The following is a 14,086-nucleotide window of genomic DNA, read 5'->3' as shown; positions in this document are numbered from 1 at the left end:
ATTAATCGTTTGCTCTTTCCATATATTCACCGGTTCTTGTATCTATTTTTATTTTATCACCGATTTTTATAAACAGCGGAACCTGTAAAGTATAACCTGTAGATACTGTGGCAGGTTTAGTTGCTTTCCCGATCGTATCTCCTTTTAGTCCCGGTTCAGTGTATGTTACTTCTCTTATTACAGTGTTAGGAAGTTCCACTCCTACCGGAGTCCCTTCATACATAAGCACTTGAATTACCATTTCTTCAACAAGAAAATCCACTGCATCTCCCAAATCATCTTTTGAAAGTGTTATCTGATCAAATGTTTCCTGATCCATAAAAAAATATTCCTCATCCATAGCATATAAAAACTGCATCTGGTTTCTGTCCAGTATAATATCATCCATCATTTCAGTTGATAATACTGTGATTTCCTGTACTTTTCCAGAAATAAGATCTTTTATTTTGAATTTCATCTCAGCTGCTCTTGCTTTTTTCCCAGATGTAGACTGGTGTCTGTCTGCCTTAACAATCAGATAAGGTACATTATCTTTTCTGTATGTACTTCCCTGTCTTAATTCCATTGCCTGTTTCATTTTTTCTCCCTTCATTACTACAGTATCTTGATAAAATATGCCTTAATTACAGACATTCAGAAATCAAAATACTTATGCCTCTTTATAAATTTATTACTGTTTTTAAACTAAGGTGCTGGTACTTTGGTCAAATATTATATAAATACTTCAATACCGAAGTACTCGTACCTCATTTTAATTATCTCACATTTTTCTGATATCAGCACTTTGACTAATGAATATAGTGTTTCTGAACATTCCCTATCAAAGTGCCGTATCATATTTTAATTAATTTATCAATAAAATTTTTGCTGTGAGGTACTAGACGAGTATACAACAAAATCGCGATAAATTCAAGACTTTTTATTAGTTTTGTCTGATAATACAGTTCTATTTTCTAACTTATTATTTTTTACTTTTTAATTTTTACAGTTTATATTTTAGACTCACTGTCTAAATTTATTATAAAAGTCTTTTATTAATTGCTTATTTTGCATCCTCTGTATAACTCGTTTACATACATTCTGTTATCCCAGTTATTTCTGTTATATGTATAAAAATCGCTGTTCCAGTCGGAAAAATATCCGAAAATATTCAAATATGCAGCACCATCAAGTAAGCCGAGTTCATAATTTGTACCGCTGTATATTTCACTGCTTGCATTTTTATCTTTTTTTAGTCTTGCTACATCGTACTCTGTTCGTACTTCTACTGTATCATCATTTATTTTCCTAATCTGAAAAGCTTTCCTGTCATCACAGTTATAAGTAATTACTGGTGATTTTTCTGTTTTCGCAGATAAAAATAAACTAACAGCAAAAAATATAAATAAAGATATTCTTTTCATAATAAACCTCCGTGACCCTATTCAGGAATAATTATAACTGATATATATCCGCTGAAATCAGTTACCGTGAAATGTAACCCGTTTCTTGAGAATTCCGCTTCCTGAACAGAAGGCATATTTTTCTCTGTTACCTTATTTGATATAGGTGTTCCAAGCTGCTTTGTCATGTTTGATATGATCGTATTGTAATTTCCGTCAGGATAATATAGTTCTATACTGCTAAGTGTAGTATTTTCACCGTCAAGATGGTAGACAGTTCTTACAGTCTCTCCAAACCAGTCTTCATCCTTTTCCAGACCTGAGAGCGACTTCCCTGATGCATTTATCATATACACATCTTTGGTACCTCTTACCTGACGTCGTAATTGCTCAGCATTCATACCAAACCAGTTCTTCATAGCCACTTGCCCCAAAACCTGTGTATTAACTGCAGGATTGCTTTTAGCTGCTGCTGTAGATGCAGCCTGTGTATTTCCGCATGACAGCACCAAAGCTGACAAACCTGTTAATACAAATAATTTTCTTAACTTTTTCATCTTTTTCATCTCCTTTTACAGATCGCGGAATCTTACCGCTGTGTACACAGTTAAAATTACCTGAACCGCCAGTATAAAAGGAATACCATACTTAAAATACCAGTGCTTTGTTTTATGTCTGAACAATTTCATGCCAAGTATGGCACCCAGACTTCCACCGATTATAGATAAAAGAAAAAGTGTACTTTCTTTTATTCTCCATTTTTTATTTTTGGCTTTGCTCTTATCCAGAAAAAAAGTATACATTGTAAAAATATTTATCATTAGTAAATACGCCAGTATTATCTCATATAATTTCATCCATTCACTCCAAAGTCTATTTTAAGCGCCAAAAATCAAAGTTTCCTGATAAATGTAATGTCACCGCTAACAAGATTTGCCACTTATCAGATATATTTTATCAGTGTTTCCTTAGAAATATATTTATTTATAGAAAATTTTTTTATTTTTTTTCTATACCTCCGGATATACAGATTATATTATCTGAAAAGTCTATAGCTTCATCCAGATCATGGGATACCATAATAGTTGTCTGACTACGCTTTTTTATTTCTATTTTCAGCTTCTTTATTATTTCTGCTTTATTGATAATATCTATTGATTTAAACGGTTCATCCATAAAGAGAAGATCAGAACTGTAAGATACAGCTCTTGCTATATTTACTCTCTGTTTCATACCACCGCTTAATTTCGCCGGATAATAGTTTTCATATCCGTTCAGATTTACCAGTTTCAGATTTTTTAGGATTATTTCTTCTTTTTCGGCTTTTGAAATTTTTTTGTTTCTTAATATAATATCTATATTTTCGCGAACAGTGAGCCATTCTACCAGACTCTCCTCCTGAAAAACACAGCTCAAATCCTCATATTTCAGAATATCTTTCATAATGTAATTCAAAAGTGTTGTTTTTCCGCATCCTGAACGTCCAAGTATTGTAGTTATTTTATTTTTTTCAAATTCTATTGAAAAATCTTTATATATTACATCTGATCCAAAAGCTATGTTTATATTCTCAAATTTATAATCAGTCATTATTCCTCCAAAACATCACTCTGCTGCGTAAAAAACGAAAAATATAATCCACTATCAGTGAAAAAAATACTGTTATTATTATCCATGCTATTATTCCTGCTGTATTAAGTGTTAATTTTTCATTTAGGATACCGCTTCCCATACCGTATTTCGGCTGACTGTATATTTCACCCGCTATCACAGTTTTCAAAATCAATCCGAAAACTGAACTCATTATATTCATCAGATTAAACAGAAGAGCAGGGAAATATATCTTTATTATGGAATCTTTTCTGCTTATATGAAATACATTTATCAGCCTTTTGGTATCAGGATCAATATTATTTATACTTCCAGTAATATTATCGTAGAATATTGGGAACGAAATTATTGTTCCTATTACAAGCGGTGATATCTCTTTTGGGAACCAGATAAGTATAAGCACTATCATTGCAATAATCGGTGCATATTTTACAAAGCTAATCTGAGGTTTCAAAAATATCCGCACTGATTTTATATTAGCTGATAGAATTCCTAAAATCAGTGAACTTACAAGAGATATAAAAAATGCAGTAAAAATTCTGATAAATGTACTGTATACTTCTCTAAAAAAGACATCTTTGCTGATTATCAGTTTTATTTCACGAAAAATAGAAATCAAACCCGGAAATATCACATCATTTCCTGTATACTTAGACAGCAGTTCCCATACTACTCCTGTTACTATAACTGAAAAAGTAAAGACAAAATACTTATTTTTCATAAAAAATCCCGCTATCAGGAACTTTCCCGCCGATAGCTTTCGCATCAAAGTCCGATAATATTTTGTAATATTCTATATAATCTTTTTCTGTTCCTTTTATTTGTAAAAAATTAATATTTGAGTTTTTTATTATTTCAGGTAAAACTGCTGCTGGTACACTCAGCTCTCCTTTTTTCAAGGATTCTTCTTTATTATCCCCTTCTCTAAGCCATTTTCCCTGTTCTCCAAGTTCTGCTGCGAGCTTTTCGGCAATACCCGGATACTTTTTCAAAAGTTCTTCTTTAATGATCAAAGCAGCCTGCGGAAAACCATTTTCATTTGAGTATAATTTTTTCCACTCATCATTTATGGATAATACTCTCTTTACACTGCTGTCTTTTTTCAGAAGCATGGAAGCAGCCGGTTCAGATAATACAGCTGTCTTTATTTTCCCTGCAGCAATTGCATTTGCCAGTTCTGTTCCCGAGGCAAAATACTCCAGATCCAGGCTTTCAGGATCAATATTATTTTTACTTAATATATTTCTGAAAACAATATCAGGTGTCTGCCCTCTTCCTATTATCCCTGTCTTTTTATCTTTCAGATCTTCAATACTTTTTACATCCTCACTGCTGACCAAATATAGAGAACCCCATGAAACAGTACCTAATATTTTATACCCCATACTTTTGTTATAAAGCTGTGCAGCAAGGCTTGACGGTACTATTGCAATTATATTCTCATCTGCTGTAAGAAGACTCCCCACAAGTGTTTCCACTGTGGCAGATTTCTCATACTCTATATTAATACTGTCCTCGAACTGCTTATTTTCAGAATACATTCCCAAAACAGAAAGCGCCGGAAGACCATCGGGGAAAATAAATTTCACCGTTGCTTTTTCACTGCTGCTATCTTTGGTTTCTTTAACTGTACTCTCCTTCCCGCAACTGAAAACCAGTAATAAACTCAAAAAAATCATTCCTATTCTTTTCACATAATCACCTCTAAATCTTATTTTTATATGAATTACTTTTATTAAACAGATAATACATTATAAACTAAAGTTATTTTGTTAGTCAAACAATAATATTTTTTATTATGATTTTTCGTTTCATTATTTCATCATCGTAAAATAAGAAAATTTGAAATATTTGTTTCAATAGAGTAAAATATAATAAAAAATAAGGAGTAGCATATGAAAAAAATACTTTATCTGGTTTTTACACTAATACTAATTTCATGTTCTGCTGTACCTTCGGGTACTTCAATAGAATCACCCGTGAGAAAAGCAGACGATGTAAAATTTTATTATGATCTTACTTATAAAAAAGATGATGAAATTGTTTATGAAAGTAATATATGGCCCAGAGTCTACGAAATTCTTGATGAAGCTGAAGATTTCTTTATTTTGGATGTATTTCTCTTTAATGACTGGGTTCAGAGGAAGGAAGCCTCTGATAAATTATACCCTCTCGCTGAGAAACTAAGAGATAAAATTGTAGAGAAGAAGCAAAAGAATCCGGATTTGGATGTTTATATTATTCTTGATCCGAATAATAATTTTTACGGCTCTTTTGATAATGAATTATATAAGCCTCTTACTGATCTCGGAGTAAAAATAATCTATATTGATCTTGACCATCTGAATGATCCTGTGTGGGTCTATTCACCAATATGGCGGACATTTATCAGGCCATTCGGCAATAAAAAGAACGGCGGAAAAATCAAAAATCCTATAGATTCCGAGACCGCTCCGAAAGTAACAATGCGAAGCCTTTTAAAAGCTCTGAATCTAAAGGCAAATCACAGAAAAGTAATTATGAATGAAAAAACTGTTTTTCTTCCTTCTGCCAATCCTCATAGAGAAGGTTCGAGACACTCTAATATTGCCTTTGAAACAAACGGTGAAATTATGCAGGATATTTTTCAGGGAGAACAGGATATTGCGAAATTTTCCAAAGAAAATATCCCTAACCATAAGCTGGAAATAATTCCCGCTAAAGAAGGAATCTATTCAGTACAGTATCTTACAGAAGGAAAAATCGGAAAAGGCGTAACAGATGAAATAAAAAATGCGGTTTTTGGAGATAAAATACTTATTGCCCAGTTTTACCTTGCTGATAGAATTGTAGTAAGAGAAATTATAAATGCTACTAAAAGAGGTGTAAATTTCGATATTATTTTGAACAACAGCATTACTTCCAATCAATCAGGAGGAATTCCAAATAAAACAGCTGCTGACGAAATCGTGAAAAAAAGTCTTAATAATCCCGGAGTTATTAATCTCAGATGGTATAACAACGGCGAGGAACAGTTCCATACCAAACTTATGCTGGTTAAAAAAGCTGATTATCTGGTAGCATACGGCGGATCAGGTAACTTTACAAGACGTAATCTTCGGGACTTTAATCTGGAATCTGAACTAAAAGTTATTGCACCTTATGATTCTGAATTTTCAAATGAGGTACTTACTTATTTTGACAGACTGTGGACTAATAAAGACGGTGACTTTACCCTCGATTACGACATGGCAAAAAAAGAATCAGGCTTAAATAATTTTTTATATAAAATGATTGAGAAAAGCGGTTTTTCTGCTTTCTAAGATTTTATGAATAAAATAAAAACGGGTTTACTATGTTAGTTTCACCCGTTTTTTCATATTTAAAAATTTTATTTTTGAAATTATGCAGTTTTTTTCTTTCCAATACTCAGAAAAACTATAACAAAGCCTAAAAATGAAAATACTGTACTTACAATAAGCATTACAGGAACTCCCTGTAGATCCAGTATCCATCCCCCAAGCAGATTTCCTATTGTTATTCCTATTCCCATTGACGCTACAGTTACCAGCGACTGTCCTCTTATTTTTTCGTTTTCCGCCACTATTTCATTCACATAATATACAGATGCCGGTACAAAAAGACCATATCCAAGTATTTGCAGCATTTGAAATGCAAAAATAAAATATATATTATTTGAAAATATAAACAGCACACTTTTTACAAAGAAAAACAGAAATGACAGCATTACCAGTTTACCGCTAGTGGTCTTTTTCATAAAAAAGCTGAAACACACCATAGTGGGAATTTCACTCAAAGCGGCAAGCGACATTGCAGTACCATAATCTCCGCTGTTTCCTCCTACATGTTCCACTATCTGCGGAAGAAAATTAGCCAGCATTCCGTGACTTATAAATGTCAGTATCATTGCCGTGAGAAAATACAGCAGTTTTTTATTAGCAGCAAGCATACGCCATACGCTGTCATTTTTTTCATGATGTTCTTTATGTGTATTTGCTATCCCCGGTATTGAATCCGGTTTATCAAAAATACATATTGATATTATCATTATTATCAAAAATACAGCATGAATAACAAGTATACTCTCAGGCCCTTTTGCTGTAACTACTTTCCCTATAAAAAAACCGCCTACTGCATATGCCAGAGAGCCTAATCCTCTTGCCAGACCAAAATTTACCGGAATCCCCCTGTTTACGAACTGTATTGCCAGAGCATTTATTAAACCTGTCGCAGAATATTCCGTCATTCCTATCATAACAAAAATAAACATAGTGATAAAAAATTCTGACGGTATAAACATAAGAACTGTATTTATAATAAAGCTCAGCACTATTATAACCAGAAGAATCCATTTCAGCGGTATTTTTTTATGTTTATCGGCAAAATTCCCCAGAAAAGTCTGGGAAAAAACAGAGGCCACACACTCTACAGCAAGTATTATTCCTATTTCAGAGCTGTTAAAATTCCTTGATTTCAGCAGTACTACCGAAAAACCAACTATTGCACTAAACGACATCATGAATGAACACTGGATCATGGAAAATTTAGCGTTTATCTTTTTTAAACTTTCAGCATGCATGAATGTACACCTCTTTCTATAAAATAAAATTTATTATTATTTCAACGGCAGAAAAATCAATCCTTTTTCCTTATTGCCGAAATAAAGTTCCGAAGCCAGATTTTTATGTACCAGAAAGAGAGCAAAAGCACATAGAAAAGCATCTATTCTATCTTCAAAGCTCTTATATTCCTTTCGTTTCATATCATCCTCCGGCAGCTTAAAATTCTCCGTAAATCCATTTATTATTTTTTTCTCTTCAAAAACTTTTATTTTCTTATATAATATATCGTAACCCTTTATACTATCAGCTTTTTTTCCCTTTAACTTATATCCTGCCGGGAAAATTTCCGGAAAAATACCAGCAGTTATACCAGTGGGAAATGTCTCTACTACTTCATGACTGTGTGTAAATAGTTTATCAGTATAATTATATTTTTTATTTTCTGCGAGATACCTTGAAATATCTTCACCGCGGCTTTCTCTGTATGTTTTTAGCATATATTCCTTTGAAACCTGAAAACTTGATAAGTGAAACCCGTTTATATCAGCTCTTTTCAATTCTCTTTCAGCAGTTCTGTATTCTTTAACATCCTCAGGGAAGATAAGAGGTGCATCTATTCCTATATATACATTTTTTCCGCAAGTTATATCAGAATCAAGAAACACTTTGCATATTTCAGCATTACTATATACTTCGGAATGAGAAAATAGAATTTCCCCGTGTTCGTTTATCATGCATATACCAGTTTCATTGTTTGATGTCCATGCGAGATCTATCCCGGCAAATATTTTTTCTTCCATAATCCCTTCCTTTTAATAAAACTGTCTCTATTATACTATATTTCAGAAAATATTATAATTTATTTTAGGCTTAAATTTTATAATTTTTTACTTTCTGATCTTAAATAAATTTTGTTGTAAAATAAAAAAGTCAGATGAAATAATTCAGCTTTTCTTGCAATTTACACACATAATATTATTTCCAACTACTCTATATCACATTTTTAGAAACCTGATAAATCGATCCTGTTATTATTTTGTCAGCATAAACAGCGAGGCACTCTTTTCTCCTCTTCTGTATTTCTTCTTGATACAGAGAAGAAACCGGGTCATTTTCACAAAAAAATATACCCCTTTTACAATGTAAAAAAGGTATACTTTATTTTATATTTTTCTCAATCTGATAAGTTTAAAACTCCAGTATTAACATTAACATTTTTTCACTGAGAAAATCTTTTTTAAACAAGAACATACCAAAATTTTTGTTTAAATTATATTTTCTTTTTTAAAATACTGTTTTTAATGTTATACCTACTCTGTAATCATCCTGATTATCATTTCTTGTTCGATAGTCGCCTGTTATGAAGATTCCATATCTGTCTTCTACTTCTACTCCTACTGAAGCTCCGGTTCTTATTTGTCCCTTATCCTTTTCAGGTTTTGCAAGCTTATGGTAATCTGTCTCTACTTTTGTTAATTTTGCATATTCTCTTTCATTCAGATCTCCTAACTCATATTCATAAGCTATGTCCACTGCCCCTTTCAATTTCCAGCTTTCATTGTTTCCTAAAGGTACTTCTCCTTTTAGTTCCACACCTACTTTTGGTTTTATACTCCAAGCATCGTTTCCTTTCACTTCCAGTGATTCCAATCCGCTTTCGCTGAATGTTGGTCTTGTTGTATACATTGCTTTTATTCCGCCGTAAGGAGTTATATTTACTCTTTTCCCAAGTGATATTTCTTTCCCTAATTTATTATCACTTGTTATATTGTATGTTTCATAACTTCCTTTCATAGTTGAATTTTCAGCATTTCCCCAGTTCAAACCTCTGTCTGTATTGTGAAATCCCACTCTTCCTGTCAGATCATTTCTCAGTATCCAGTCATTTGATTTATATTTATTATGCAGTCCTAACTGAATCGAATCCGCATCTTCCTCACTATTGTTCCCATCTTTGAATTCAAAGCTTGTGTGTGTATAACCTAATGAATAACCAAATGTATGCCTGTATGTTCTCTCCACTTCTCTTAATGCAAGAACTCCCACTGCTTCATAATCGTACCCGACCACTCCTTCTGTGTTTTCTTTTACACTTCCTTTTCCAGCTATTACATTTATTTTTACATTTTCTTTTGTATTATTCTTTGAATTCTGAAGTAAATGAAGTGAACTGTCAAATACATCACCTATTGTCTCTTCTCTCTGATTCATATTTGCATATATATCTCCTGCGAGGTTTGATATTATTCTTCTAAAATCATACTCTGTTTCTATTGTATCTATCTTATCAAATATAAGACCTGCATCCCCTGCCGAACCGACATATTTTTTATCCAAAGCCAGCCCGAAATCCTCAAACCATAATCCGCTTGTAAACTCGTCATATGGTATCTTCTGCATCCAGATATCCACATTCCCGTTACTGTTTATTATTGGTGTTGCCGACCATGTCAGTGATTTACTTTTCACTTTTACCAGACCCGAATTTGCTCCTCCTTCTGTTGTAGGATTAAATACATCTTTTAGTTTATATGTTTCGGCATGTGTTCCTGTAGTGAATCCAGCAAGTACGCTTATTGGCTCTGTTGTGCTGAATCCCGGCGCATAAAATTTAACTGCATCTGATACAAAGGCTGCTCCAAGATCTTCCGTTAGTTCTGCTGTTCTCATTGTTAATGGATCTGCTTTTATTGATATATCAAAACCATTTGTCTCAAAGTTTTCATTTACATTTATAATTCCTGCATTTATTATGCTTGGCACAGGATAACTGTTTACTGTTCCATATAATACAGTTTCTGAATTTACAAGCCCCGCCGCAAGATTTATTATACCTGCATTTATTAATCTTCCTTTACCTTTTAAGAGTACTCCCTGACTATCATTTCCATTTATATTTATTGTACCGTGATTCTCCAGAGTTGATTCATTGTTTAGGTACACTCCCTGTGATGAATCTCCATTTATTGTGATTATCCCGTGATTAGTTACTATTGATCCTTTATTTGCATAAATTCCCATAGAACTGTCTCCATCTAATGTAACATTTCCATAGTTATCAAGTTTTCCATTTTCTATGAAAAGTCCTATTGCTCCCTCAGCTTCTGATGTTATATTTCCATGATTTTCTATATTATTTCCTGTACTAAAAATTCCTACTCCGTAATATCCTACTTTTATATTTCCACTGTTATATATCGAAGTATTATCTCCATAAATTCCTACTGCATATCGATTTTTTTGTGTATTTAATTTATCCAGTATTACAGAATCTCCCACAATTATATCGCCAGTATTTTGAATATTTCCTCCCTTAGCATAAACCCCTATATTTGCTGTACCTGTATCAGCTTTTACTACTCCGTTGTTTATTATATTTCCGCCGTTTACTGTATAGAATCCAAATGAATCTGTTCCGGATAACATTATATCTGCATTATTATTCACTGTACCTAAGCCGTCTCCATAAACAAATACTCCATTATCACCTACTGTTACTGGTGAATTATTAATCAAATTTGATCCTGACTTCAGAATATAACCATAACTGTCATTTCCTAATATTACAGTTCCTGAATTTATTACATTACTTCCATTTACTGCATATATTCCTATATCTTCTGCTTTTAGAACTGATTCTGCATTTAGATTTACCATTGCAGCATCTGCATATATCCCTATTCCTGCTGTTTTTATTAGAGAATTTTGATTAACTGTACCTCCCTGACTATATACTCCAATACTGTTTACTCCGGCAATTATTGTCCCTGAGTTATTTATTACATCTCCTGTTGTTTTACTGTATATTCCTATTCCTGCGTTATTAATGTATGATGAATCACCTGTTTTTATAATTCCTGTATTATTTATTATTTTTATTCCTGTTCCTTCTGTATATATTCCTCTTGCTTTATCACCTGATAAATCTATCGTTCCATCATTTGTAACTGTTCCTGTATTTGATGTATTTAGATACATACCTACTGTTTCTCCTAAACCACCTTCAATTATACCACTAGATAAATTACTTAATACTGATGTTTCTTTTCCGTATATCCCCACAGAATTTGCTCCTGTTTTTATCATTCCTGCATTTACCGCTGCTGATTCTGCTCCATCTATTTTCATACCAAGTGAATTATTATTTACAGATATATTTCCTGAATTCAATAATCTTGCACCATTTTTACCATATAATCCTGCCGAATTATCTCCAAGTGCTATATTCCCTCTGTTTTCTCCATCTATTTCGCTTGTAAACCCTGATGGTAAAACTCCTGTATATCGACCATCTATTGCTGCCACTACTATATTACTCTCTGCTGCCGATACATCTGAGTTTATATCCAACAATACTGCTGAATTTTTCCCGCTTATTAGACCTCCTCCATTTGACAATGAGGCTGTTCCATCATATCTGAAAGTACCATTTGATACATTTCCTATGGAATAAGACGAACCTACTGTTGAGTTTACTGTGAAATTATTGTTAAATATTCCATTTGAAGCCACATTAAATAAAGATATATTCTTACCATCCACATTTATGATTCCTAAACCGCTGAAATTTGTCGTACCTTCAAGATAAAATCCAAGTGAATTATTACCATTTATATTTAATATCATATTGCTCAGATTTACATCACTGTCTTTAATATACATTCCTAGTGAATCCGAACCTATTGTCAGTGTTCCTCCGCCTGTTACCGTTGTATTATCTGCATATACACCTATACCGCCTCGTGAACTTGATATATCTATTGTTCCATTTTCTAGATTTATTTTGGAATCTCCCTTTGATGCTGCAATATTAGCTGCGTATATTCCATATACTCTTCCTGTTCCCTCTGATACTATTCTTCCGTTATTTGTTATATCTATTTTATCATTTCCATACCCCAGCACTGATGAACCTGTTCTTCCATCAAGATAATTCGCTCCGTATATTCCTGTGCTGTTATTTCCTCCTGCTATTATATCGCCGTTATTTTCTACTATTGTTCCATTAGCAGAATACACTCCTACTGATTTTTCTCCTGTTGTTTTAATCATATTATTATTTATTATATGACCGTAATCTGTTATTACCCCTATTGATTCTGACCCTTCCAAATCCACTATTCCGTCGTTTATTATTTTTATTGTTTCTATCCCTGATGATTTATCATAATTTTTTTGTGCTATTCCTATCTGATTATTTTGTGTTCCTTTTATTATTTTACCACTTTCAAGGTTCACTGAAACTAATGAAATTTCTGAATTTTTATACAAATCACTGCTATCGTCAAGATTTATATCTCTGTCCAGTATTAATGTCCCTTTAGTCATTGATACCGGTATATAATCTGTGGCACTTGCTGTATTTATATTTATATTATTACTATAAAGTCACTTCTCAGTGTATCTCTTATTACATGATCCAGATCATCTGTAATATAGACTTTCACTTTTCCTCTGTCTACCATATTTTTATATTTTTGATATGAGTCTTTATATTCGCCATATCCTTTGTAAGCTGTATATGCATTGTAATACATTTCTGCTGCTTCTCTGTAATCACTTTTACCTCTTGCACTATATTCTATATTTCTGCCTTCCTGATAATAATCTTCAGCAATTTTCTGTTTGCATAATTTATCGTTACTTACTTTTAATTCGCTACTGTCCTTGTATTTCCCATGATTTTTATATGCCTCGGCAGCTGCGGAAAAACTTTCTGCTGCTTCACAATAATTCTGTTTTGCCTGCTGTGATCTGGCACTTTGATACCATTTTTCTGCGTCCTCTTTATCAGCTTTCTCATTATTTATCTGATAACGTTTCTGTGAATCTTTATAACTGCCGTAATTTTTATAAATATTATAAGCAGCAAGAAAATTCTGTTCGGCATTTCTGTATCTTCCGTTTTTCTCGTCAGAAATACCGCTTGCGTAATATTCTCCGGCTTTAAGCTCTGAATATTTAAATCTGTAATCTTCTGCTTTCTGTTTTATATCTTTATAGTTATAATAGCTGAATCCTGCCTCATATGCCAGTGCTTTATTCTGATAATCCGCTGTAGATACCGCTCTTATACTATCTCCTTTTATATAATACTGCTCAGCTACATTTATCCCCAGTTCTTCCAAAGTATATTTTCCTGTAAAAAAGGCTATTTGTCTGTCATAAGACTTTCTATCCACAAGTTTTCTTATTTCCCAGAATTCAGACATATACTTTATCTTAGTATCTGTAGTTTTTGCTGCTGTTATATTTTTTTCATAATAGTCTACTATATTCTCAAGATTCTCAAGTATTTTTTTACTCTCTTTATTGTTTGGAAATGTTTTTTTCCCGTCGAGATACTTGACACTGTACTCAACAGCAGTTACATAATCTCCTTTTTCGTAAGCTTCCTCTGCTTTTTTCAGGTCACACCCTACAAATACAAACAATAAAGCTGCAAATAAAACTATCTTCCTAAAATTTATCCTAATCATAACGCCTCCTGCTAGTGTTTTCATTTAAAATTGTAATAAAGTTAATATACGC

Annotated in this window: 12 protein-coding genes; 1 reads left to right on the top strand and 11 read right to left on the bottom strand. The window is 32.8% G+C overall.

The features are described 5' to 3' along the window. Position 1: 1 nt before the first annotated feature. The 7 genes from efp to NK213_RS06385 all read right to left on the bottom strand — a co-directional run bounded on the left by efp (position 2) and on the right by NK213_RS06385 (position 4,687). A complete protein-coding gene (gene efp, locus NK213_RS06415; RefSeq protein ID WP_253347977.1) occupies positions 2-577 on the bottom strand; it encodes an elongation factor P in 576 nt (191 codons plus the stop codon). Positions 578-1,034: 457 nt separating this feature from the next. After that, positions 1,035-1,403 carry a hypothetical protein gene (locus tag NK213_RS06410; RefSeq protein ID WP_253347976.1) on the bottom strand — a complete coding sequence of 123 codons (369 nt, stop codon included), beginning with the start codon at positions 1,401-1,403 and terminating at the stop codon, positions 1,035-1,037. Between the two features lie 17 nt (positions 1,404-1,420). Then, positions 1,421-1,939, bottom strand: coding sequence for a hypothetical protein (locus NK213_RS06405; RefSeq protein ID WP_253347975.1), 519 nt, complete (start codon positions 1,937-1,939; stop codon positions 1,421-1,423). A 15-nt stretch (positions 1,940-1,954) separates the two neighbouring features. Then, positions 1,955-2,239, bottom strand: coding sequence for a DUF1294 domain-containing protein (locus NK213_RS06400; RefSeq protein ID WP_253347974.1), 285 nt, complete (start codon positions 2,237-2,239; stop codon positions 1,955-1,957). Positions 2,240-2,381: 142 nt separating this feature from the next. Then, a complete protein-coding gene (locus tag NK213_RS06395) occupies positions 2,382-2,972 on the bottom strand; it encodes an ATP-binding cassette domain-containing protein (protein ID WP_253347973.1) in 591 nt (196 codons plus the stop codon). Further along, positions 2,965-3,714, bottom strand: coding sequence for an ABC transporter permease (locus NK213_RS06390; protein ID WP_253347972.1), 750 nt, complete (start codon positions 3,712-3,714; stop codon positions 2,965-2,967). Before NK213_RS06390 ends, NK213_RS06395 begins: the two co-directional genes overlap by 8 nt. After that, positions 3,704-4,687 (bottom strand): ABC transporter substrate-binding protein, encoded by a 984-nt coding sequence (locus NK213_RS06385; RefSeq protein WP_253347971.1) that lies wholly within the window; start codon positions 4,685-4,687, stop codon positions 3,704-3,706. The genes NK213_RS06390 and NK213_RS06385 overlap by 11 nt, the downstream gene beginning before the upstream one ends. A 201-nt stretch (positions 4,688-4,888) precedes the next feature. Here NK213_RS06385 and NK213_RS06380 point away from each other — a divergent pair, with 201 nt between their 5' ends. Next, on the top strand, positions 4,889-6,295 hold the full coding sequence (locus tag NK213_RS06380) for a phospholipase D family protein (protein ID WP_253347970.1): 1,407 nt from the start codon (positions 4,889-4,891) through the stop codon (positions 6,293-6,295). An 80-nt stretch (positions 6,296-6,375) separates the two neighbouring features. On the opposite strand, the gene NK213_RS06375 is transcribed toward NK213_RS06380, so the two are convergent. The 4 genes from NK213_RS06375 to NK213_RS06360 all read right to left on the bottom strand — a co-directional run bounded on the left by NK213_RS06375 (position 6,376) and on the right by NK213_RS06360 (position 14,034). After that, positions 6,376-7,572 (bottom strand): MFS transporter, encoded by a 1,197-nt coding sequence (locus tag NK213_RS06375; RefSeq protein ID WP_253347969.1) that lies wholly within the window; start codon positions 7,570-7,572, stop codon positions 6,376-6,378. A gap of 36 nt (positions 7,573-7,608) precedes the next feature. Further along, positions 7,609-8,355, bottom strand: coding sequence for a DUF429 domain-containing protein (locus NK213_RS06370; protein ID WP_253347968.1), 747 nt, complete (start codon positions 8,353-8,355; stop codon positions 7,609-7,611). Between the two features lie 484 nt (positions 8,356-8,839). Then, complete coding sequence (locus NK213_RS06365; protein WP_253347967.1) at positions 8,840-12,883, bottom strand: autotransporter domain-containing protein; 4,044 nt, start codon at positions 12,881-12,883, stop codon at positions 8,840-8,842. Between the two features lie 41 nt (positions 12,884-12,924). Next, positions 12,925-14,034: a hypothetical protein gene (locus tag NK213_RS06360; protein ID WP_253347966.1), complete on the bottom strand. Its 1,110-nt coding sequence runs from the start codon at positions 14,032-14,034 to the stop codon at positions 12,925-12,927. Between the last annotated feature and the right edge of the window lie 52 nt (positions 14,035-14,086).

Origin of the sequence: Sebaldella sp. S0638 (genome assembly GCF_024158605.1) — a bacterium.
GTDB lineage: Bacteria > Fusobacteriota > Fusobacteriia > Fusobacteriales > Leptotrichiaceae > Sebaldella.
Note: the sequence above shows the minus strand (reverse complement) of the source record. Positions and strands in the feature narration are given on the sequence as shown.